At 38.3% G+C, this 23,261-nt stretch carries 28 protein-coding genes; all 28 read left to right on the top strand.

Annotation, left to right across the window (positions count from 1 at the left end; genetic code table 11):
• Window positions 1-19 precede the first annotated feature (19 nt).
• Window positions 20-1,267 carry a beta-ketoacyl-[acyl-carrier-protein] synthase family protein gene (locus tag GMD5S_RS0207355; protein ID WP_000883312.1) on the top strand — a complete coding sequence of 416 codons (1,248 nt, stop codon included), beginning with the start codon at window positions 20-22 and terminating at the stop codon, window positions 1,265-1,267.
• Window positions 1,268-1,276: 9 nt separating this feature from the next.
• Window positions 1,277-2,434, top strand: a complete 1,158-nt coding sequence (locus tag GMD5S_RS0207350) for a beta-ketoacyl-[acyl-carrier-protein] synthase family protein (RefSeq protein ID WP_000213426.1) — start codon at window positions 1,277-1,279, stop codon at window positions 2,432-2,434.
• 2 nt (window positions 2,435-2,436) lie between these two features.
• Entirely contained in the window at window positions 2,437-2,664 is a 228-nt protein-coding gene (locus GMD5S_RS0207345) for a hypothetical protein (RefSeq protein WP_000651810.1), read from the top strand.
• Between the two features lies 1 nt (window position 2,665).
• A complete protein-coding gene (locus GMD5S_RS0207340) occupies window positions 2,666-3,274 on the top strand; it encodes a class I SAM-dependent methyltransferase (RefSeq protein WP_000042567.1) in 609 nt (202 codons plus the stop codon).
• A gap of 1 nt (window position 3,275) precedes the next feature.
• Window positions 3,276-3,644: a 4'-phosphopantetheinyl transferase superfamily protein gene (locus tag GMD5S_RS0207335; RefSeq protein WP_000639096.1), complete on the top strand. Its 369-nt coding sequence runs from the start codon at window positions 3,276-3,278 to the stop codon at window positions 3,642-3,644.
• On the top strand, window positions 3,637-5,067 hold the full coding sequence (locus tag GMD5S_RS0207330) for an AMP-binding protein (RefSeq protein ID WP_001086650.1): 1,431 nt from the start codon (window positions 3,637-3,639) through the stop codon (window positions 5,065-5,067). The genes GMD5S_RS0207335 and GMD5S_RS0207330 overlap by 8 nt, the downstream gene beginning before the upstream one ends.
• Window positions 5,060-5,449, top strand: coding sequence for a cupin domain-containing protein (locus GMD5S_RS0207325; RefSeq protein WP_001039061.1), 390 nt, complete (start codon window positions 5,060-5,062; stop codon window positions 5,447-5,449). The genes GMD5S_RS0207330 and GMD5S_RS0207325 overlap by 8 nt, the downstream gene beginning before the upstream one ends.
• A gap of 5 nt (window positions 5,450-5,454) precedes the next feature.
• The gene (locus tag GMD5S_RS0207320; RefSeq protein ID WP_000343399.1) at window positions 5,455-5,748 is read left to right on the top strand and encodes a carboxymuconolactone decarboxylase family protein; all 294 of its coding nucleotides are present in this window, start codon (window positions 5,455-5,457) and stop codon (window positions 5,746-5,748) included.
• A 2-nt stretch (window positions 5,749-5,750) separates the two neighbouring features.
• Window positions 5,751-6,515, top strand: a complete 765-nt coding sequence (locus GMD5S_RS0207315) for a cyclase family protein (RefSeq protein WP_000238214.1) — start codon at window positions 5,751-5,753, stop codon at window positions 6,513-6,515.
• Window positions 6,516-6,977, top strand: coding sequence for an SRPBCC family protein (locus GMD5S_RS0207310; RefSeq protein WP_000865291.1), 462 nt, complete (start codon window positions 6,516-6,518; stop codon window positions 6,975-6,977). It abuts the gene before it with no gap.
• On the top strand, window positions 6,940-7,692 hold the full coding sequence (locus GMD5S_RS0207305) for an alpha/beta fold hydrolase (protein ID WP_000992810.1): 753 nt from the start codon (window positions 6,940-6,942) through the stop codon (window positions 7,690-7,692). The genes GMD5S_RS0207310 and GMD5S_RS0207305 overlap by 38 nt, the downstream gene beginning before the upstream one ends.
• Complete coding sequence (locus tag GMD5S_RS0207300; protein WP_000778909.1) at window positions 7,689-8,117, top strand: YjdF family protein; 429 nt, start codon at window positions 7,689-7,691, stop codon at window positions 8,115-8,117. The genes GMD5S_RS0207305 and GMD5S_RS0207300 overlap by 4 nt, the downstream gene beginning before the upstream one ends.
• 222 nt (window positions 8,118-8,339) lie before the next feature.
• On the top strand, window positions 8,340-10,202 hold the full coding sequence (locus GMD5S_RS0207295; RefSeq protein WP_000009955.1) for an XRE family transcriptional regulator: 1,863 nt from the start codon (window positions 8,340-8,342) through the stop codon (window positions 10,200-10,202).
• Window positions 10,203-10,371: 169 nt separating this feature from the next.
• Entirely contained in the window at window positions 10,372-10,896 is a 525-nt protein-coding gene (locus GMD5S_RS0207290) for a DUF7768 domain-containing protein (RefSeq protein ID WP_008282373.1), read from the top strand.
• Between the two features lie 13 nt (window positions 10,897-10,909).
• Entirely contained in the window at window positions 10,910-11,206 is a 297-nt protein-coding gene (locus GMD5S_RS0207285; protein ID WP_000068161.1) for a hypothetical protein, read from the top strand.
• A complete protein-coding gene (locus GMD5S_RS0207280) occupies window positions 11,190-12,332 on the top strand; it encodes a DUF2800 domain-containing protein (RefSeq protein ID WP_001224297.1) in 1,143 nt (380 codons plus the stop codon). The genes GMD5S_RS0207285 and GMD5S_RS0207280 overlap by 17 nt, the downstream gene beginning before the upstream one ends.
• Window position 12,333: 1 nt before the next feature.
• Window positions 12,334-12,867, top strand: coding sequence for a DUF2815 family protein (locus GMD5S_RS0207275; RefSeq protein WP_000032506.1), 534 nt, complete (start codon window positions 12,334-12,336; stop codon window positions 12,865-12,867).
• A gap of 35 nt (window positions 12,868-12,902) precedes the next feature.
• On the top strand, window positions 12,903-14,834 hold the full coding sequence (locus GMD5S_RS0207270; protein ID WP_000854925.1) for a DNA polymerase: 1,932 nt from the start codon (window positions 12,903-12,905) through the stop codon (window positions 14,832-14,834).
• A gap of 10 nt (window positions 14,835-14,844) precedes the next feature.
• Window positions 14,845-17,199 (top strand): virulence-associated E family protein, encoded by a 2,355-nt coding sequence (locus tag GMD5S_RS0207265; RefSeq protein WP_000424009.1) that lies wholly within the window; start codon window positions 14,845-14,847, stop codon window positions 17,197-17,199.
• Window positions 17,200-17,442: 243 nt separating this feature from the next.
• Window positions 17,443-17,754 (top strand): VRR-NUC domain-containing protein, encoded by a 312-nt coding sequence (locus tag GMD5S_RS0207260; protein WP_001209159.1) that lies wholly within the window; start codon window positions 17,443-17,445, stop codon window positions 17,752-17,754.
• Window positions 17,705-19,057: a DEAD/DEAH box helicase gene (locus GMD5S_RS0207255; RefSeq protein ID WP_000221145.1), complete on the top strand. Its 1,353-nt coding sequence runs from the start codon at window positions 17,705-17,707 to the stop codon at window positions 19,055-19,057. The genes GMD5S_RS0207260 and GMD5S_RS0207255 overlap by 50 nt, the downstream gene beginning before the upstream one ends.
• Window positions 19,050-19,538: a hypothetical protein gene (locus GMD5S_RS0207250; protein ID WP_000357689.1), complete on the top strand. Its 489-nt coding sequence runs from the start codon at window positions 19,050-19,052 to the stop codon at window positions 19,536-19,538. The genes GMD5S_RS0207255 and GMD5S_RS0207250 overlap by 8 nt, the downstream gene beginning before the upstream one ends.
• A gap of 11 nt (window positions 19,539-19,549) precedes the next feature.
• Entirely contained in the window at window positions 19,550-19,900 is a 351-nt protein-coding gene (locus GMD5S_RS0207245) for a type II toxin-antitoxin system PemK/MazF family toxin (RefSeq protein ID WP_000335299.1), read from the top strand.
• 178 nt (window positions 19,901-20,078) lie between these two features.
• Complete coding sequence (locus tag GMD5S_RS0207240) at window positions 20,079-20,306, top strand: DUF7678 domain-containing protein (RefSeq protein WP_000267706.1); 228 nt, start codon at window positions 20,079-20,081, stop codon at window positions 20,304-20,306.
• A gap of 158 nt (window positions 20,307-20,464) precedes the next feature.
• Window positions 20,465-20,686 carry a hypothetical protein gene (locus tag GMD5S_RS0207230; protein ID WP_000697162.1) on the top strand — a complete coding sequence of 74 codons (222 nt, stop codon included), beginning with the start codon at window positions 20,465-20,467 and terminating at the stop codon, window positions 20,684-20,686.
• A 643-nt stretch (window positions 20,687-21,329) separates the two neighbouring features.
• Window positions 21,330-21,992 carry a PBECR4 domain-containing protein gene (locus GMD5S_RS0207225; protein WP_000913325.1) on the top strand — a complete coding sequence of 221 codons (663 nt, stop codon included), beginning with the start codon at window positions 21,330-21,332 and terminating at the stop codon, window positions 21,990-21,992.
• Window positions 21,993-22,256: 264 nt separating this feature from the next.
• A complete protein-coding gene (locus tag GMD5S_RS0207220) occupies window positions 22,257-22,622 on the top strand; it encodes an HNH endonuclease signature motif containing protein (RefSeq protein ID WP_001138021.1) in 366 nt (121 codons plus the stop codon).
• A 208-nt stretch (window positions 22,623-22,830) separates the two neighbouring features.
• A complete protein-coding gene (locus tag GMD5S_RS10590) occupies window positions 22,831-23,253 on the top strand; it encodes a helix-turn-helix domain-containing protein (protein ID WP_000340864.1) in 423 nt (140 codons plus the stop codon).
• Window positions 23,254-23,261: the final 8 nt, after the last annotated feature.

The following is a 23,261-nucleotide window of genomic DNA, read 5'->3' as shown; positions in this document are numbered from 1 at the left end:
ATATTATAGGAGTAGGTGTATGCTAGATGATATTGTAATCACAGGGATCGGCATCGTGTCTCCCTTAGGTATCGGAAAAAAAGAATTTTGGAAAAATAGTTTAAATGGGAAATCAGCTATTATACAGAGTAAAGAGATGATGAATGCTGGAATGAAATCATCTACTTATTCAAAAATAAAAGAATTGAATTATGAAAACCATCTTCAAAGTATAGAAGAACAGACATTGAAAAATCAATCGAAATTTGCTAAGAATGCTTATATTGCAGCAAAAGAGGCTATACTTGATGCACAGATAATAAATTATCTTGATAAAGAAAAAGTGGGAATTATCTCTAGCTCAGCGATTGGAGGAACACCTGAAATTCAAGAAATTTATGAAGAAATAACACAAGGAGGTATAGATGATATAGAGTACAAAAATGTAGGAGATAAATTTTACAATAATGGGATGTTTAATTATCCAGCTACTGAAATATCTAAAATATTTGGCTTTAATGGGATTTGCGTGTCCCTTTCCACAGGTTGTACAGCAGGTTTGGATGCTTTAATAACTGGAATTCAGTTATTAGAGAGTAATGAATTAGATATAGCAATTGTGGGAGCATCAGAAGCGCCTTTATGCACTTTGACCTATTCAACATTAAATGCTATCGGAGCTTTATCAAAATGGGAAGGTGAACCTAGTGAATCATCTAGACCCTTTGATAAAAAAAGGTGCGGATTTGTTATAAGTGAGTCATCCGTTTATCTAGTTTTGGAAAAGAAGAAACTAGCTGAAAAAAGGGAAAGAAGTATTTATGGCTATCTAAAAGGAGTAGCGAGTCTTTGTAATGCGAATCATATGACCGATTTAAAAGATTCAGAAGCTTTATCAGAAACCATACGACAAGCAATACAAAGAAGTGGATTAAATCTTAATGGTATTGATTATATCAATGCTCATGGTAGTTCGACACAACAGAATGACAAATGTGAAAGCGAGGCATTTCACAATGTATTTGGTAGTTTAATAGATGAAATTCCAGTAAGTTCCACTAAATCCATGATGGGACATCCATTATCTAGTGCGAGCCTAGTTGCCTTAGTCAGTACAATAGGGGCAATTCAGAATTCAATAGTTCCACCAAATATAAATTACGAATACCCTGATCACGAATGCGAATTAAATATTACCTTAAAACCAACAAATAAAATAATTAATACTGCATTGGTTACTGCAAGTGGTTTTGGAGGTATACATTCTGCCTGTATAATTGGGAAATGAGGAATTGAAATGACCACGAGAGTTGTTATAACAGGAAGAGGGATTGTCAATCCCTTAGGAAATAAAATATCAAAATTCAAGCATAATTTATATTCACTGCAAAATGGTATAAAAAAAATAGAGAGGTATGACACTTCCAAAAATAGAATTAAAGTTGCAGGAATTATTGATAATTTTGACGAATCGGTAATTTCTAGAAGAGTTAATCACAAAATTGATACTTTTATTAGATATGCAGTATATGCAGCTCAACAAGCTATGGAGGATAGCGGATTTAAAGAGTGTAGTAATTACAACTCATATAGGACAGGTGTTTTTGTCGGGAATAATTCAGGAGGATGGGACATTTCTGAAAGAGGATTCAAAGAATTGTACATAGATGGAGCTGAATTTGTTAACCCGTGGCAGGCAACGGCTTGGTTTCCTGCGGCAGCTCAGGGATATATCACAATACTTAACAAAATCCATGGTTATTCTAAGAGTTTTGTTGCAGACAGAGCAAGTGGTGCGATGAGCCTAAAATTTGCATATGAATCAATTAAATCTGGTTTTAATGATGTTGTTGTTTGTGGAGGTACTGAGGCTCCTATTACTAAACTAGCTACAGTTTGCTATTCGCAAACAAAAGATTTATATGAAAGTGAGGAAGCAGTGTACTATTCTCTCTATAATAGAGGGAATGGAATCGTACTAGGTGAAGGGAGTAGTTTTTTAGTACTTGAGGAATTGGAACATGCTTTAAGTAGGGGGGCTAAAATATATGGAGAAATTGTAGGCTCGAAATCTAACAGAGGAGACTATATAAAATGTATGGATAAATTAATGTCAGGTTTAGAATTGACTTATTCAAATTTAGATGTTTTTTTGCCTGAAGCATGTGGAGTTTATGAATGTGATAAGATTGAAGATCGATTCATTGATGATGTTTTATCAGATAATACTATTATTTCGACCCCTAAACAGCTATTTGGTCATCAATATGGAGCCTCTACGGTAACAGACGTATTAATTGGAACTATGTATATAGAGGATTCGATATGTATAGTTGACACTCGAAATAATAATATGAGGGTAAGTAGTGTTGATGAGGTTGATACAATATTAGTTTCATCAAGAACAAGAGAAGGTATTAATGTAGGAACGTTGTTAAAAAAATATAGGAGCTAAAAATGAAGGATATTTTAAATTTTTTAAAAGAAGCATTGGAAAATATTGGAATTGAGAAAGAAGAAATCAACAACAGTAGTTCTTTATCGGACTTCGACTTGGATTCTACAGAGAAAGTAGATTTATCATTAGCTATAAAACAGGAGTATTTTGTTGAAGTTGCTTTAGAAGATGATAAACAAAGTTTGATTGACTTATCTAATGAAATTTATTCAAAAAAGGAGAAATAAAATGAGTAAACCTATTAAAGAATATTATCAAAAAATATATAAAACCGAGAGTCCATCTGCTCATGAATGGACAGCAGGGACAGCCAATCCAGAGTTAGTTAACTTAGTATATGAGCAGAAAATTAAGCCAGAGTCTCATATTTTAGAAATAGGTTGTGGACTAGGGACCGAATCAGTCTTTTTAGGAATTAGGGGAATGAATGTGACTGCAGTTGATATTTCAGAATCTGCTATTTTGACAGCTAAAAAAATTGCTAGCGCATATGATGTAGTTGTGGATTGGAAAGTCGGTGACATTCTTGAAATGGAATTGGAAGAGAACAGTTTTGATGTTATTACGGATCAAGGGTGTTTTCATCATTTAACAGATGATGAAAGGAAAATTTATGCTAAGCAAATCCTTAAATTCTTAAAACCTGGCGGTATGTTTATTCTTCGTTGTTTTTCCGATAAAATTTCACCTGGAGCACAACCAAGGAGAATCTCAAGTGAAGAATTATTGGATACTTTTTATCCTGAATTTAAGTTAGAACATCTTGAGCGTATCCTATCATTTTCTACCCAAGATAGGCAGTTTCCACTGGGATGGTTCACCATTTGGTATAAATAATATGATTTATGGCCATGGTATAGATATTCAAAATTTTGAGCGAACTCGTGTATTGTTAGAAAAATATGATTCAATAATGGTTGACCTCATATATACTGAAAATGAGTGGAAATTTATTAAGCAATGTAATACGGACTGTATTTTTAGAGCGACCTTATTGTTTTCACTAAAAGAGTCAGCGTCAAAAGCACTTGGGACTGGTTTTAGAGGAATTAAATATAGCGATATAGAGATAAAAATAGAAAAACAAGCCTATATTTTAAATATTAAAGAAGGTTTATTTAAAGATAATTTTAATGCGTTGTTATCATTTACATGTGATCGTAATAATATTTACACATCTGTTATTTTAGAGGTAGAGTATGAATAGTTTAATTAAAACAATGTTTTTTGATCCAAGTAAGCATCCAAAGTTAGCAATAATTACTGACAAAACTAAATTTACGTATAAAGATTTACTGTTTAATATTTTTTGTCTCAAGGAATATTTATCTAGGCTTTCTATTCATAAAAACCAAACAGTATCAATATATATGAATGATTGTCCAGAATATGTTTTCTTATTTTGGGCATGTATATTTTCGGGAATTAGACCTATTTTAATAAATAAAAAAATGAATAGGGCAAACTTAGATTATTTATACTCTAATTCAAACTCAGTTTATTTAATTAGTGATATTGATTTAGAATGTGACAATCAAGCAATAGTGAAACTTGATGATATACGTTCTTACCTTAATACAAAAGAATGTACTGAAGAATTGAATTTTAGTAATATAGATTGTTTACCTAGTGATGTTCCTTCTTTTTATTTATGTACTTCGGGAAGCACTGGAAATTCTAAGATTATTCCACATACTCTGGATGATGTACTTAATTGTATAGAAAGTTTTCAAGCTACTTCTACATGTATTGTACCAGAGGATTTAATTTTTTCAGTGTCTAAAATTCCTTTTGCGTATGGATTTGGAAATAGTGTATATCTACCATTTTATGCAGGTGCAACAGTATTCATTTGCGAATATGATTCCATTTCACAGATATATAAAAGTATTTGTAGGAATAATCCTACAGTAGTTTTTGGAGTACCGACATTTTTTAATGCAATTCTAAAATTATATGATAACATAAATGAAATAGGTTCGAAGTTTAGAATGTGCATTTCTTGTGGAGAAACATTACCTAATGTAGTATTTGAAGAATGGAGCAGAAGGACAAATAATTATTTAGTTGAAGGAATGGGAACGACAGAACTTTTATACATTTTTTTTATAAATAGTTTACATTCACCAAAGAGTGGTAGTGTTGGAACACTTGTACCCGGATATTCAGCAAGGATTATCAAAAAAGATGGCAGTGAAGCCGAAATTAATGAGGTTGGGGAATTATTTGTATCTGGAAGGAGTTGCTGGAACAAAGAAGTTTCTGAAATAAGCACAGGGGATTTGTTTTACCGTGATGCAGGTAATAACTATTACTATTGTGGAAGAACAAATGATTTATTTAAAATTAATGGAAATTGGTTTAAGAGTTCTACTATAGAAAACGAACTGATTAGGCAGTCTGAAATTAATGAAGCGATGGTTAGAGTGAATCCGATCAACAAAACTTCAATTGAGGCATATATTGTTTTGGCTGATAATCAAAAAATATCAGATTTGAAACTAAAAAGTAGATTAAGAAAGAGAATCCCTCATTATGGGATTCCTGATAAATTTTTTAGAGTTCCTAAAATTCCAAAGGGAATTACAGGAAAAATAAATAGAGGAGCGGAGATAAAGACAAGTGAATAAGAACAATCTATTTAAAATAATTAATATAAAAGAGCTAACGGATGTAAAAACTCCATATGGTTGGGTAAAACCTATACTAAAGAATTTCTATTTAAGTACTACTCCTGACTTCACATTTGGTATTTCTAGTTTAAATTCGGGTAAAAGCCAAGAACTTCTTCATGAATTTAGTGATGAAATCATTATTTGTATCTCTGGAGAATTTAATATATATGTCAATAATATAAAATATGATATTCATGAAGAAGAATGTGTATTTATACCTAAAGGTCAAGCTTATAAGATTGAGAATGAAACAAATGCAGAGGTCAAAGTCATTTACATTGCATTTCCATTAGCTCCCAACCCAAAGTTAGGACATACTTACATAGAGAAAGGATAAATGATATGGATGAAATTAAAGAATTTAATCCTGAGGTAGTAAAAGCTTTTTTCGCCTTAACGGAAGAAATTACAAATGAAATTGATTTTTCACAAAGAGAAAAAGAATTGATATTAATTGCAATGTTCCTTGTAAATCGAGGAATTAGTGGACTTAATACTCATATTCATAGAGCATTATCTGCTGGAGCAAGTGAGGAAGAAATTTATCATACAATTTTATTAGGCCTTCCAGTTGTTGGAATTACAGACGTTAATCTTGCTTTTAAAGAAGCAACTAAAATTTTTGGAGAAAAATAAAAATGGTTAAATTTATTGATCTAAGTGTTTCTGTGGGAGATAACGATTCAGAACCCTCTAAATTTAAGCACACTAGGTTAACTAGTTCAGAGGGAGCAAAGGGACTAGCACAAAAAGCAGGAATACCCATATCTTCTTTCCCTAATAATGAATTTTTGACACTTGATACCTATACTTTATCGACTCATATGGGAACACATGTTGATGCTCCCATTCATTTTGGGGATAGTGAGAATGTAGAAAATATAAATACAAAATCTGTTGACCAATTGCCACTTGAATGGTTTTATGGTGAAGGTAAAGTATTAAACTTTTCAAAATTTCCTAGAAAAAAGAATATAGAGAAAGAAGATATAGTAAAGGTATTAGAAAAGGAAAAAATTGAAATTAAACCAAACGACATCGTACTTGTTTATACGGATATGGATAAGTTATATGGAACAAAAGAATATTTTACTGATGGGCCAGGGATGTCTAAAGAAGCTACAGAATTTTTGTTAGATTTGGGTGTTAAGGTAATAGGAATTGATAGTTATGGATTTGATAGATCCTTTCCAGTAATGTTAAACGAATTCAAAATTACTGGAAATAGAAATGTGCTATGGCCATCTCATTTCGTTGGAAGAACGCGTGAATATGTTCATATAGAGAAGCTGTGCAACCTAGATAAATTACCTAAAGAGGGGTTTTTGCTGTCTTTATTTCCAATAAAGTTAGATAAAGCGGATGCAGCTTGGGTGAGGGCAATAGCAATTGTGGAGGAGTAGATGAAAGTAAAGAATGAAATAATAATAAAAGATAGACTTGAAGATGTCTTTGAAATAACGAATGATGTTAGAAACTGGCCGTTGCTATTCAAAAACTATACAAAAGTTGAAATACTTGAAGAAGATGAAAATAGTATAAAGTTTAGATTATTTATGAATGATGGTCAAAAAGAGATTTCATGGATTTCCTTACGGAAGACCGATAGAAAAAAGTTTTCAGTAGAAGGTGAGAGATTAGATCCAGTTTTTCCATTTGATTATATGAAACTGAAATGGTATTATGAACGGGTTAAGGAAGGGACAAAATTGTCATGGGAGCAAGAGTTTATCCCTTCTAAATCATTGAATCCTGCTGACCAAAAGCGCCTTATTGAACATATGTTGAATAGTCCTCAAAAAGAATTGCAATATATAAAAGAAAGATATGAACGCATTGTTAAAAAAGAAAAAGATAAAGATTAAAAATAAAATAATGTGCTATTCTATTAATTCATCTTGGGAAAAAAGTAAAGATAATCTTTTACTTTTTTTTATTCATGGTCTATCAGAACATCCCTTAGTTTGGGAAAAGATTATTACTTATTTACCAACATATAGATGCTGTGTGTTATATAGGCCAGGATATGATTCTTCGTTTTCTGAAAATGAATCACAAATATTAGAATGTGTTATTCGTAGATTATGTCATATACAACAATGTAACAATTATTTTATTGTAGGGCACTCGTTAGGAGCTTATATAACACTTCAACTTAATAAATTTTTACCAAAGGGGAGAGTCTTAATCTCTCCATTTGAGTCAATCAAGTTAGGTCAATTAACTTTTAGCTCATATGAAGAATTTGAATATAGTCTTGAAAAAGGATTTAAATCGGATGTTACAGGAGACCTCAAACAAGAGTATTTTAAATTAACGAGGGAAATAGGCCTTTCAGTCATAAATAAAGATATTGAACTACATAGTAGTCTGAACTCAATTAATAGAATCATTGAACTACCAACATTGATAGTAAGACCATTATACGATCAAGTAATTTCTAATCGAAGGTTTAAAAAATTGTTGCAAAAAATTCCATATGCTACTACTGAATTTATTGCCGGCGGACACAATATAATCTATGAATCTCCAAAATTGATAAGCAGTTCTATTGCCCGTTTTATTGAGGAAAAGATATGAAATTAACTATTTATTTTGATAATGCTTTTTGGTATGGCCTAATTGAATATACAGATTATAATAATAATTATAGAGTAATTAAACATTTATTTGGTAGCGAACCTAAAGACTTTGAAGTTTTTGAGTTTATCTATAAAAAATTACCCTATCTTATTGAAAAAAATAATAAAATTGTAGTTTCATCGTCAGAGTTACAAACATTACCAAAAGATAAAAAAATTAACCCCAAAAGGATGCAAAGAGAGATAAATAAGGCTAAAAATAAACCTGTAGTATCTACTAAGGCTCAGAAGGAATTATCTAAGGTTCATGAGTTAGTGAAGAAAGAAAAAAGATTAAGTAACAAGAGACGTAAAGAGGAAATGAAGGAACGTCGATTTCAGTTAAAGGCGCAAAAACGCCTAGAAAAAAGAAAAGGGCATTAATAATATTTTGGTTTTAAAAGTATTATTATGATACCCTTTGCTTTTACAGAATATAAGGTTGAATATAGATTATGCAATGGGAAAAAGTAGTTTTTTTCAAGAATTGTTGTTATAATGATACTAAAAGTGGAGTCAAAGAATATAATTAGATTAGCTTTAAAAGGGCTAATTTGGGGTAGGACGAAATGTAAGGAGAAAAATATTTTATAAAGGGAGATTGTTATGTCATTTCAAACCTTATTCCAAAATACATTTTATAATGAGCTTTTTGCTAAGATTAATTCGTATGTTTATAACTCTAGAGAATCTTTAAATATATCCTCATATTCAATTGATGATATCAATTTTGCCAAACTAGATGACTTTTCTATAAAGAGTATTCATGCAAGCAATAAAAGTGGAGACTTTATTGTTTCGGATTTACTTGTAATTGGTTTTTTAAATATTGGAGGTCATGGTCGATTTGGCTATGAAAATGACAGTGCTGAAATCTGGCTTTCAGTAAAAGTAAAGTACCTATTGGCAGATGGTCTTCATCAATTTTCTGTCTTAAAAATTAAGCCTTATGTTCCTTCAAGTGAGAAGGGGCCTGTTCCTTATTTTTCAAAAGAATTTGTGCCCTATGTTAGCGCGAAGAATATGGATAGTATTGCAGAAGATATTTTAGAACAATATTATCCGGAGATGCTGCAAGCTCCTATGGCACTGCCCATCTATGATTTTGCAGGGAATATTGGAGTTGAGGTTGAAGAGGGTACTCTTTCTTCAGATAGCTCTATTTTTGGTGAGATGGTTTTTAAAGATAGCCTTGTGACTTTCTTTGATGGTAATCAAGAAAAGGAACGTACTGTGAAAGCCGGAACTGTTCTCGTTGACCCTAAGGTAAAAGGACTTCGGAATCAGGGAGGCTTTAATAATACCATTATTCATGAATGTGTTCACTGGCTCCTGCATCGTACTCACAATGAATACAAGAGTTTATTAGGATCGAAAGATACCAAAATTTCTAGCCGTTTAAATCGCTCTGCTATTAAAGAAGATAAGTGGAGTGCTTACGACTGGATGGAGTGGCAGGCCAATGGTATTGCGGCGAGAATTCTAATGCCAAGGAAAACCACAAAAATGATGGTTCAGGAACTGTTTCTCAAGTACTCGTTCCTTTTTGATGAAGATGAAAGAATCACCATGTTTGAACAGGTGATTGACGATTTAGCTCAATTCTTTCAAGTGTCCCGATGGGCTGTAAAAATTCGCATGATGCAGCTTGGTTATACCGAGTTTGAAGGCATCTACAAGTATGTGGGGCATGAATACATCAAGAGCTACACCTGTGAAGCGGATGCGATTCAGAACAATCAGACCTTTACCATCTCTTTTAACAATGCTTGTTTTTTGAACTTCAAGAACGAACGCTTTAGAGAGCTGATGGATTCAGGGAAATATGTTTATGTAGATTCTCATTTCTGCCTAAACTCTGAGAAGTATGTTCGTATGGTAGAATATGGAGTTTATCAAATGACTGACTATGCATACTCCCATATGGATGAATGCTGTCTCGTATTTGATATCCACTATGCAGGTCGGAAAAGTATTAGTTTTAAGGATTTCAATGATTATATCTTGTATCGTGGAAATCTGCCTGAACTAAAAATTGAGATAGATTTCTCAGAACACATCATTGAAGTCAACTCAATCCCGGAATACTCCGGCCATATTTTCCCTGAGATTCAGCGCATTATGGAATCTCTTCCGAATCATTTTTGTGGTACATTGCGTTTCCATCGAGATAGGAAGAATTGTACACAGGAACAATTGGAAGAATACAGTGGCGTTAGTGTTTCTACAATAGAGAGAATGGAAACAAAGCACGGAGAGAATGGTAAGTTGAAGAACATAATTGCCGTCTGTATCGGCCTAAAGCTGTATCCAGATTTTAGCTTTGATTTGATTAGGAAGAGCACTCACAGTTTTAATGACCTGCTTCCTCACCACTGTGCTTATAAAATGATTCTAAGAAGTTGTTACCACCTTTCATTAGAAGAAGTAAATGAAAAACTAAAATCGATGAATGTGAAAACAATTTAAAAATTTTTTATGTTGCACCCCTCATTTTTTGAGGGGTGCTTTTTTGCGTTCTAACAGGTTTTTTAAACAAATGGTTTATATCAAAGACTTATTTTCACGTTCAAAACCCCTCATTTTTTGCTCTGTTGACTTTCGCCAAATGGTTTTATACTAGTCTTGTGAGTTGGAGATGGCCATCGATAGTAACTCCAAAAAATTGATGAAGGACGGAATTTTCCGAATGAAAATAGTATTTATTTGTTCACCCTATCGAGGGAATGTTGCAGAAAATGAAAAGAAGGCCATTGCCTATTCCAAGCAAGCTGCCAAAGCTGGCTATGTCCCCCTTGCACCGCATCTGCTTTTGACACAGTTCTTAAACGACAGGAATCCTGATGAACGAATCCAGGGCTTGACCATGGGGCAGGAGCTTTTGAAGCGATGTGATGAGATTTGGGTCTATGGTCCCAATATCTCTCAAGGTATGAAGTATGAGATTGAAACGGCGAAAGAGCTGGGGAAACCTTTCCGATTATTCCACGAGAATGGTCAGCCTATCAATCCACATACCATGGAAATTGATGACCGGGTAGAACCCTTGTTTGCCCTCCAATGTAGTGGCCACAAAGTTCGCTATGCAGGAGAAAAGAATCCAAGAGTTACTAATACGAAAGATTCTGTTTGGTCGAAGTTTCCAAGCATGTTCTTAGAATAAGAAAGGAAAAGCTATGGCTCAAATGAAAAAACTAGAAACTGTTGTCTCCAACTTACGAATGCTGGCAGATAGTTTGGAAGAACTGTATGGTGCGGTTGACCATACAGATGAAGCACCTGTGGAAAAAGCTGAAAAGGCAGCTTTACCAACAGTCACTATTGAAGATATCCGTAAAGTTCTGGCCGAAAAGTCCCGAGCTGGTAAAACAGAACAGGTGCGAGAACTCCTTCAAAAGTATGGAGCAAACAAGCTCTCTGCGGTAGAAGAGAAGCGTTATTCTTCTCTTCTTGAAGATGCGAAAGGACTCTGATATGGCGGGAAAACAACACGCACTATTATCAGCATCCTCCAGCCACCGCTGGCTGACGGTGCCGCCTCTTGCTCGCTTAGAGGAGTTCTTTGAACACAAGACTAATCCTGCAGCAGAAGAGGGGACACTGGCCCATGCTCTAGCTGAGTATAAGCTGAAAAGTGCACTTCGGATAGAAGCAGAAGAACCGGAAGGTGAGTTGACGCTTGAGATGGAACAAGCCACGGAAGATTATGTTGCCTTCATCATAGATGAGTTTGAACAACTGAAACAAGGTACCAGTGATCCAATTGTTCTCATTGAGCAGAAAGTTGACTTTTCTCGCTATGTTCCAGAAGGATTTGGGACGGCTGACTGTGTCATTGTGGTAGACAGCACCCTGCATGTTGTGGACTTCAAGTATGGCAAAGGGGTGCTGGTCGAAGCCGAGAACAACCCGCAGATGAAGCTCTATGCCCTGGGAGCCTTGGAGTTCTACGATGCTCTCTATGATATTGAAGAAGTCAAGATGACCATTTTTCAGCCACGAAAAGGGAATATCTCAACGGCTATTTTACAACGAGAAGATTTGCTAGAGTGGGCTGAGACGGATCTGAAACCTAAGGCTGAACTGGCCTTTAAAGGAGAAGGAGAGGTCACCTATGGTCCTTGGTGTCAGTTCTCACCTTGTAATGCCGTTCTTCGGGCACGAATGGACTATCATAAAGAGCTTGAACAATTCCAGTTGGCTTCCCCTCATCTTTTGACGGATGGAGAGATTGAAGAAATTCTTCTTCATGTGGATGACCTAGTCAAATGGGCGACAGAGGTGAAAGACTATGCGACCAAGGTGGCCATTGATACTCATAAATCATGGGAAGGATTTAAACTGGTCGAAGGTCGCTCTATCCGTCAGTTCACTGATGAAGATGAAGTGGCCAAACTAGCAGAAGCAGAAGGCTTCACGGATATCTATAAACAAAGTCTGGTTTCTCTGACTGAACTGGAGAAACGGATGGGCAAGAAAGCATTTAACCGATTGTTAGGGCATTTGGTCCGCAAACCTCAAGGCAAGCTGACCCTTGTTCCTGAAAGTGATAAACGAAAAGAATATATTCCAGCAGCAGCTGAATTTGGAGGAAGCTAATATGTCAAAAGAAACAAAAGTAATCGTCCCTGGACGTCTATCCTATGCGAATGTATGGGAGCCGCAATCTATCAATGGTTCAGAACCGAAATATTCTGTATCAGTAATTATTCCAAAGAGTGATAAGGCCACGATTCAGAAAATCCAACAAGCCGTAGAGCAGGCCAAACAAGAAGCTATTTCAAAATTTGGAGGGAAGATTCCAGCCAATCTGAAACTACCACTCCGAGACGGAGATATTGACCGGCCGGATGATGAAGCCTATGCCAATAGTTATTTTATTAACTGTAATTCCAAACAAAAGCCGCAGGTCGTAGACCAGCAGGTTCAGCCAATCCTAGATCAGACGGAAGTCTATTCAGGCTGTTATGGTCGGGTATCTGTGACATTTTATGGCTTTAACTCCAATGGCAATCGTGGGGTGGCAGCTGGCCTTGGAAACATTCAAAAATTGAAAGACGGAGAACCACTGGGTGGCCGAGTTCGAGCAGAAGATGAATTCGGTACCGTTGATGATGACGACTTTCTAGCTTGAGGTGGGTCTCCACCTCTTTACCTATTGGAGGACGGATGAAAACTCTAAGCATTGATATTGAAACTTATTCAGATGTAGACTTAACAAAATGCGGAGTCTATCGCTATGTGGATAGCCTAGCCTTTGAGATTTTGCTCTTTGCCTATAAAGAGGATGAGAAAGAAACGCAGGTGGTAGACTTAGCTCAGGGAGAGCAGATTCCTGAAGAGATTCGTTTAGCTCTATTAGATGATGCCATTATAAAAACGGCCTTCAATGCCAACTTTGAGAGGGTCTGTCTTTCCAAGTTTCTAGGAGAGCATCTCTCAGCTAAGTCCTGGTTCTGTACGGCGGTACTTGCAGCAAGTTTAGGCCTACCATTATCCCTTGAAGGAGTGGGCCGAGTTCTCAACATAGAAGAACAAAAGATGAAAGAAGGAAGCAGGCTGATTCGCTATTTCTGTCTGCCCTGTAAAGGAACGAAAGCAAATGGTATGCGAGCGCGGAATTTCCCCCATCATGCGCCTGAGGACTGGGAATTATTTAAACGTTACTGCAAGCGAGATGTTGAGGTGGAACAAGCTATTCGAGAGCGTCTGAGAAACCATCCCTTGCTTTATAGTGAGCAGCTTCTCTATCAGTTGGATCAGGAAATCAATGACCGAGGCATAGAAGTAGACTTGCAGTTGGTTGAACAGGCCATTCTTTGTGACCTTTCTTATAAGGAGCGGGTCACAAAGCGTGCTTATGAATTGAGTGGATTAGAGAATCCGAATTCTGTCTCTCAACTAAAGGGCTGGTTAGAAGAGCAAGGAGTCTTCATGGACTCGTTGGGAAAGAAAGAGGTGACCAAGCAACTCAAAGAAGCAGATGGAGAAGTACTTGAAATGTTAAAACTGCGTCTCTTGATGTCCAAGACCTCCGTCAAGAAATACCAGGCTATCGAACGCTGTGTTTGCTCAGACGGCCGGGTACATGGACTTTTGCAATTTTATGGAGCGAATCGCACTGGCCGCTGGGCTGGACGATTGGTTCAGGTGCAGAATCTTCCTCAGAACAAACTCAAGGATTTGTCCCTTGCCAGAACCCTTGTGAAAGAAGGGAGGTTTGAAACCTTGGATACTCTCTATGAGAATGTCCCGAGTGTCCTTTCTGAACTTATTCGGACTGCCTTTGTCCCCAAAGCAGGTCATCAGTTTATCGTTGCTGACTTTGCTGCGATTGAAGCTCGGGTGTTGGCTTGGCTGTCTGGGGAATCTTGGCGGTTAGATGTTTTTGAACAGGGCGGGGATATCTATTGCGCATCTGCGTCTTCTATGTTTGGAGTACCGGTTGAGAAACACGGTGTTAATAGCCACCTTCGCCAAAAAGGTAAGATTGCAGAACTAGCTCTTGGTTATGGTGGGTCAGTCGGCGCTTTAACCGCTATGGGAGCACTGGATATGGGACTGGAAGAAGAGGAACTGCAGCCGCTCGTCAATCAGTGGCGGTCAGCCAATCCGCATATTGTGGCCTTTTGGTGGGAGATAGATAAGACCGCAAAGCAGGTCTATGAAACAAGAGAACCGAAGAAGATTAAGAATCTTGTCATCAGCTATCAATCTGGCATGCTCTTTATTACGCTACCTTCTGGACGAAAGCTAGCTTATGTTAAACCTCGCATGGGCATGAATGCATTTGGCAAACCTAGCTTGACCTATGAAGGGATTGGAGAGAGTAAGAAATGGACTCGGCTTGAGACCTATGGACCAAAGTTAGTGGAAAATATTGTTCAGGGTATCGCCCGAGATTTATTGGCCTATGGCATGGTGCAGCTCGAGCAAAAGGGATTAGCTATTGTTCTTCATGTGCATGATGAAGTGGTGGTAGAAGTGAGAGAAGAGAGTGTGGCAAAAGTCTGCCAGCTACTTGCCACAAAGCCAGACTGGGCCGAAGGTCTGCCTTTACAAGCCGACGGCTATGCCTGTGAATTTTATAAGAAAGATTAAGGAGGAAAGAATGGAACTTACCATTTCATTAGGAAACAAACGAACCGATAAGATTTGGACGCAAACCAGTTATAGCTTGGAACAGTTTGAAGCCCGCATTTCAACCACTATCCGAACGGCTGAGACCGTTGCAGAGTATAAGAAACTAGCGAAATCAAAACAAGATAATATTAAAGATGTCGGCGGCTTTGTTTTAGGAAAGCTTGACAAAGGAAGACGAAAGAAAGATGCGGTGTTGTCTCGCTCGGCTCTGACTTTAGATATGGACTTTGCGACACCTGGCATTATGGATGAAGTCGAACTCTTCTTTTCTTTCTTTGCCTATTTCTATTCAACGCATAAACATACCAAAGAGCATCCAAGGCTACGTTTGATTATCCCCTTATCTCGGGAAGTAACGGCTGAGGAATACCAGGCTGTTGCCAGAAAAGTGGCTGAAGATATCGGTATGGAGCTATTTGATGATACGACCTATGAACCGAGTCGACTCATGTATTGGCCTTCAACCTCGCAAGATGGAGAATTTGTCTTCAAAAAATTGGAGGGTGACTTCCTCAGTCCGGACACGGTTCTAGCGCGCTATCAGAACTGGAAAGATACGACTGAGTGGCCTGTATCCAGCCGGCAGAACAAGCTGCTGGAGCGGGCCATTGCCAAACAAGCAGATCCTCTTGGAAAATCTGGCTTGATTGGGGCTTTTAACCGAACCTACACCATTACAGAAGCAATTGAAAAATTTCTAGGAGATGTTTACAAGCCTTCCAGCATTCCAGGTCGTTTTGATTATATTCATGCCACAACCAGTGCTGGGGTTGTTCTTTATGATGACAAATTTGCTTATAGCCACCATGCGACCGACCCTTATGGTCACAGGCTTTTATCGGCTTTTGACCTGGTTCGCCTGCATCTCTTTGGTGATCAGGATGATGAGGAAAAGAAAGACTCAGCTAAGCAACCGTCTTATAAGGCTATGCAGGATTATGTCCTAAAAGATGATGCGACCAGGGAGACACTGGCAAAAGAGCGCTTAGCAGATGCGACTTTGGAATTTGCTGATACGGAGAATTGGCAGGCGAGCTTAGAGCTGGATAAGACCGGCCGTGTTAAGGATACCTTATCCAACATTGCGACGATTCTGCACTTTGACCCCAATCTTCAAAACATTGTCTACAATGAATTCAAGAATGTTATTGATGTGATTGGTGAGCTGCCTTGGAGACGGTCACGTCCTGGCTGGAATGATTCGGACTTAGCTAATGCCAAGCTCTACTTTGAGCGTGTCTATGGTATTTGGTCACCTACCAAGTTCAAGGATGCTCTTTTAGCTGTGGTGACTTCTTACCGGCTCTACCATCCCATTAAGGAGTATTTAGAACCCTTGGTCTGGGATGGAGTCGAACGGATTGATTCGCTTCTTATCGTTTACCTTGGGGCAAAGGACACAGCTTATACACGAGCAGTCATGCGAAAAACTATGGTGGCTGCGATAGCAAGAATTTATGAACCAGGTATTAAGTTTGATTCTATTCTTGTACTAAATGGACCGCAGGGGATAGGAAAATCAACCTTCTTTCTCAAGCTAGGTAAAGAGTGGTTCTCGGATTCTCTGGCGATTTCAGACATGCGGGATAAAACTGCGGCAGAAAAGCTCCAGGGCTATTGGATTCTAGAAATTTCTGAGATGACAGGAATTCGAAAAACAGATGTGGAAACTGTTAAATCCTTTATATCACGACAGGATGATAAGTTCCGTCAAGCCTATGGGGTGAATGTGGAAAGTCACCCACGCGCTTGTATTATTGTGGGTTCAACCAATTCAGAAGGTGGCTTCTTGCGAGACGTGACTGGGAACCGTCGCTTTTGGCCGATTCGAGTGTCCGATGCCAGTCAGTTAAAGCCTTGGGAGCTAGTCGATGTAGACCAATTGTGGGCAGAAGCCAAGGTCTATTATGAAGCAGGGGAGGAATTGTTTCTAAAAGGAAAAGCAGAAAATGAAGCAAATAAAGAGCGACAGGAGGCCATGGAATCAGACGACCGAGAAGGCATTGTAGCTGAGTACCTGGATACCTTATTGCCAGATAACTGGGCCAAGATGGACTTATATGAGCGACGGACTTTCTTGGCTGGTAGTGACTTTGGCAGTCAGACTTTGAAGGGAACAGAACAGCGTGAGCGGGTCTGCATTATGGAAATTTGGTGTGAGTGCTTCGGTAAGGAACGACAGAATATCAAAAAGGCTGATTCCTATGAAATTGAAGGAATTCTAAATAAAATCGGTGGCTGGAATAAGTACACAGGAAATACGACTGGTAAGATGAAGTTTTCCCTGTATGGTACTCAACGTGCTTTTGTCCGGGTGCCGTAAGGCAACTTGGGAAGCTTTAGTTGGTTTCCGCAGGTTTTCGATTTTACCTTTCAGCAACCGAATGGGAAACTGCTCAAAGCTGTTGCCAATAGTAGTTTCTCTAGTACTAGTTTCCTTAGTTGCCTATCTTTTCTAAGAGAGTAGTGTTACTACTAGTAAAATAGGAGTAATGGACACCCATACGCGCGTAAGGAGTTTGAACCCTTTTGGCACCCCCTATCGGAAACCCTGGGAGGAGAAGAAATGCGAGAAAGAGAAATTGAAGAAAAACTGAGACTAGAAAGTCAGAAGCGGGGTGGTCTCGCCATGAAGTTTGTCTCGCCTGGCTTGGTAGGGATGCCTGATCGAATCGTGATTTTACCTCAAGGAAAGATTGGTTTTGTGGAGTTAAAAGCCCCAGGAGAAAAGCCCAGAAAGATTCAGGTCAGGCGCATGGAACAGTTAAGAAAGCTGGGGTTTCTGGTTTATATGCTGGATGATAAAGGAAAGATTGGAGAAATACTAGATGACATACAAGGCACATCCTTATCAGGAGGTAGCGACTCGATTCATTGAGGAGCATGAGACAGCTTGTTTGATTCTTGATATGGGACTAGGCAAAACCGTGATTACCTTAACGGCATTGTGGAATTTGATATTGGATTCATTTGAGGTCAGAAAAGTCTTGGTCATTGCCCCGCTTCGAGTAGCCAGTCATACTTGGAAGAGTGAGCTGGATAAGTGGGAACATTTAAAGGGGCTGGATATTTCCATTGCCATTGGCAGTGAACCAGAGCGAAGAGCCGCCTTAACACGCTCAGCCTTTATTTATACCATCAACCGAGAAAATGTCGTCTGGTTGATTCAGAATCAACTCTTTGATTTTGATATGGTGGTGATTGATGAGCTATCTAGCTTCAAGTCTTATCAGGCTAAACGCGTCAAGGCTCTTAGGAAAGTTCGATTTAAAATCAAGCGCATGGTTGGGCTGACGGGAACTCCTGGAAACATCATGGACCTATTTTCTGAGATTGGCATTTTAGATGGCGGACAGCGCCTGGGACGCTTCATCACAGCTTTTCGCAATCAGTATTTTGACCCCGACAAACGAAACGGTCAGGTTATCTTTTCTTATAAGCCAAAGGATGGCGCAGAAGAAGCCATCTATGAAAAGATAGCGGATATGACGATTTCTATGAAGGCAGTGGATTATCTTAATATGCCAGAACGAGTGGACAATGAAGTTCTAGTTGAGATGTCGGAGACAGAATTTGCAGTTTATAAGGAGCTCAAAGCAGAGATGGTGGTTTCTCTCAAGGGGCAGGTACTTGATGCCGTGAACAGTGCCAGCCTTTCGAATAAATTACTGCAGATGGCTAATGGCATGGTTTATGATGAGAATCGAAAGGCGGTACTCTTGCATGATCAGAAGTTAGTGGCTCTTGAAGAAATGGTGGAGAGTATGAATGGCCGGCCTTTGTTAGTCGCTTATTGGTTCCAGCATGATTTGAAACGCATCAAGGAACGTTTTTCAGAAACTAGAGTGATTCAAAGCAATCAGGATATTGAGGACTGGAACAAGGGAAAGATAGTCCTTGGTTTGATTCACCCGGCAAGCAGTGGTCATGGACTGAATCTTCAAGCTGGCGGTCATACCATTTGTTGGTTCGGCTTAACTTGGTCTTTGGAGCTGTACCAGCAACTTAATGCCAGGCTCTGGCGGCAAGGGCAGAAAGAAACGGTGGTTGTTCACCACATCATTACAAAGAGCACGATGGACGAACAAGTCATGAAACGATTGAAAGAAAAGGACATCTCTCAGCAATCCCTGATTGATGCCGTCAGATATGAATTGAGAGAGGAGGAAAAGGATGGATAAAATAGAAAGCTTTTTCTATGATTACAAGAACATGAAAAAGGAGATGAAGCTCTTATGTAGCCAGTTGGACCAGTTTGTCGGCATCTCAGAAAATGAGATGCTGGACACCATGGTCTATGGTCGGTCTGATGAACCAAGGGTGCAGACCAGTAAGAATCCTTATCGCAGTGAGATCATTGCTTTATCCTACAAGGAAGAAACAGAGAAAGCCAATCGGGAGCTTTATCAATATTTGTCAAAGCGCTACTGTCGTTTAGTTCAGGAATTGCATTTTTTTGAAGTAGCTGTCAGTCAGCTTCCAGATGATTTGGCGGAATTTGTGACGGATTTAGTCATTGTGTCAGAAAGCTGGGACAACCTTATGGTCAAGTATCATATCAGCAGGAGTACCATTAGCAGGTGGAAGCAAAAGGCCATTAAGGAACTGCGTTTGATTTATACCATCAGAAACCAGCAGTTAGAAGATTTTTTACTTAGCTAGAGGAGAACCATATGTGCAAACGAGGAGATATTTATTACGTAGATTTTGGAAATCAGAAAAACAGTCATATTCAGCAAGGGATTCGACCGGCCATCATCGTCAGCAATAATAAAGCTAATGACCATTCTCATTTGGTTACGGTTGTTCCCCTAACCAAGCAGGTTCAAAAGAAAAAGCACCTGCCTACTCATGTGTATCTACCTAAGAAAGTTTTCAAAGGGCTTAAGTGGTCCAGCTTGGTTTTGGCAGAGCAGGTTCTTACAGTGGATAAATTTCAGTTAAAAAATAAGGTCATGACCATTCGAGAAGAAGCCTGGCTGGTGCGGATTGACCGGGCTTTACGGGTCCAGATAGGAGTTTAAAAAATTTTGAATAATCTTCGCTAATGACTTGATAAATAAAAAGTCGTACGGTAACATACACATACAAAAAAGAAAAGGGGTAAAAGCCCTGAAAAAATAGTGGACTTAATTAAGAAATACGGATTTTACCACGTTGGAAGTTGACGACTACGTTTGGTTGGACTAAGGAGGCAGAAACATGTGGCAAGAAGGAATATTTACAAGTCACAATCGAAAGGTGGTTTACCTAGCGAAGGTAAGCACTGAACCCTTCGAGGATGGAATAGACAACGGACGCATCTTTAAATTGGGAGTGGACGTAGACGGTGAGGAAGTCATTAGTTACGACAGGGGTTGGGAAATGTATCCGGAAGATGAAAGCCTAGAAGAAATTTTGGACCAGATTCTAGAACGTTTTCCAGCTTAAATATAGAGCGCAGAAATATTTGAAGTTTCTGCCTTAAAAATGTCTGAGATACAAGAAATGGTCATTTCAGGCATTTTTTTGTACATTTGAGAGGATAGCAACCCCTGATCAGTTGTTTTTAGTTATACTAGAAGTACCAACAGAAAGAGGTGCTACACTTGAAAATCTTAGAAGTTGAAATCCTATCTACTTTATTTGTTTCAGGAGTCTATATCTACCATATCAAGTTTCAATTCTTAACACTTTATAATCAACAAACCTACAGCATGCAGGTTATGCCAGTGACAAAGGAAGCCATCTCAGATATGGCAGCATACATAATGGAAAATTATTACAGGCGCATGGTTCGTTGTTCATTGGATTGTTTTTCATTTGCGTAATAGGTCTACTTAACGTATAATATGATGTAGATGAGATATTCTCATGTCATCACTTTGATGAGACAAGTGACGGTTCTGACTTGTTGGTAAACAAAAATTAGCCGAGTGTGAAATGAGAATTTTTAATTTGAGTGGTCGGCTCATGGTCAATCTGATATTAATCTTGGACATAAGGGCCAAGCGGGTGGCGGACACCAAAATTAAATCCGATATTTAATCTTGGACATAAGAGCCAAGCGGGTGGCAGACACCAGAATAAACCGACTAAAATAAATGGCTTACAGCTTGCTGTAGGTCATTTTCATTTAGAAATTGAAAAGAGGTTGAGGTTTCAAAATTTTGAAAAAATTCCACTGATTACTTGCATCACCTCCTTTCTTGTTGTATAATATTAGTGAAGATAGAAATATCTTGAGTGTGGAGACACTTTAAAGTTGTACTGGGTATGGAACAGGTATAATTCCATAACTTAAAGCTATCAAGATGGGTAGCGAGCTCCAAAGCAGAGATAGTGCTTGACTAATACGGCTAGTAGAAGAATGTCCGTAACATTTTAGCTATCAAGATGGGTAGCGAGCCTGACAACCAGGATAAAACACTCACTATATAAATAGAAGGGTGACCTGAGTAGGTTGCTCTTTTATTGTTAAAGAAAGACTGGAAAAGCTTAGTGAATATTCATAGAAAAAAAGAGCAAGTAAGAAGAAATATTATTAGTAGTGCTCGTTTGTATAAGGAGAGACTTGTAGGTAAGCGTTTTATTTATATATTTGGTGATGAATGTTTTGAAATGCATTTTAAAACTGATAGTTTTAAACATCTTACTGGTGCAAATGCAAGACTGTCGCCAAACCAATTTTACATGTCAGCCTCTGAAGGGCATTTAGGGGGAAATCAGATATTTTTTAATGATCGCCATCCATTAAGTATAGCAATCAGAAAAACGGAGGGATTGAGAGCACTAGATTTATTTATAAAAGAGGAGCTATTTGTAATAAAGGATTTAGTTACTGCGTCAGCAACTTATCCGTATGCACTCACAAACCTAGATAAATCATTATTAGTGGTTCTGGACTCAACTGATGCTACTGGGGATACATATTATGTGCCTAGGAGTTTTAGAGTTAAAGATAGAAATATATTTGATAAAACAAGCTCTCAGTCTATTCATGCTGTCGATTTTATTTTAAGTAAAGAAGATGTGATAAGGAAGTATGATACTATCCACATGCAAGATAAGGGAAAAAGTTTGAGTACTTTATCAGAGGAGCTGAAAATGAAAATCTCTGATGATCTTATGTGCTAGTAGCCGTATTTTATAACTGAAATACTAAGTTCTATCTGTTGGTGAGATAGAACTTTTTTATTTGTCAAGTAAAAACTGTAAAAAACAAAAAGACGGGACTACCCCGGTATTAGGGCGGGACTACTCTGGAACTACCCCGGTATTAGGGCGGGACTACTCTGGAACTACCCCGGTACTAATACGGTACTAAGTCGGTACTGCTTTGCACGAATAATTGTGATATGATTAAGATGTGAAAGAACATAGAGAGGAGGGGTGAAGGCCATGCCGAGACGACCCGCTCAGCCCTGCAAATTTCCAAACTGTCCAAAGCTCGTACCTTATGGTTCTAAGTACTGCGAGGATCACCAAAGTGTTCACTCACTTGAGGTGAAGTCGACAAAGGCTAAAGGTTACGACTCACGGTGGAACAAAGCTCGGCTTCATTTCTTGAAAACACATCCGCTTTGCGTGAGGTGTCGAGCTAAAGGAATGATTACACCTGCAACAGTAGTGGATCATATCACTCCTCATCGAGGAAACCAAAAACTCTTTTGGAATGAGGGCAACTGGCAACCTCTTTGTAAATCCTGTCATGATTATAAAACTATGACGGAAGACCATGCTCCAATTTATGGCTATGATTTCTGACGAGGGGTAGGGGGGATAAAATCTCTGTGAGTTGCCTCTCAAAAGACCGTGGCCCCCTCAAACGTGCATTTTCGCAAAATGTAAAAGGGGTATATTTTTTGAAGAAATAAATAACTGAAAAACAAGCTGTAACAGGAAGTTATGGCTTGTTTTTATTTCGTTTTATGATTTAAAAGGTTAGAGATTTCAGTAAAGAAAGGAGGCAGAAATGGACGATTTTCAGAGAAAACAGATTAGAAAACTACGTTCTGAAGGTTTGGGATACCAATCGATTGGAAAGATAGTCGGTTTATCTAGGGATTCTGTTCGCAATTACTGCAAACGAAATCCGGAACTATTGGGCTATCGAAATGCCGTCACGAAGATGATGAAAGACCAAGCCAGTGGTCTTCCTTGTTGCCTTCACTGTAAAGAAACCTTTATCCCCAAAGGAACTGGTCGACCTAAGAAGTTTTGTTCAGATGCTTGTCGGAGATACTGGTGGCAGGACCATCCAGAATTACACCAGAAACAAAATACAGCTTACTATGAATTGGCTTGCCAACATTGCGGTAAGTCTTTTTTATCATACGGCAATGCGAAGCGGAAATTTTGTAGCCATGCCTGCTATATTCAATCTCGTTTTTACTAAGGAGGTAG

Source organism: Streptococcus sp. GMD5S, assembly GCF_000298715.2.
Taxonomy (GTDB): Bacteria; Bacillota; Bacilli; order Lactobacillales; family Streptococcaceae; genus Streptococcus.
This window is presented reverse-complemented; position numbering and strand designations above follow the sequence as displayed.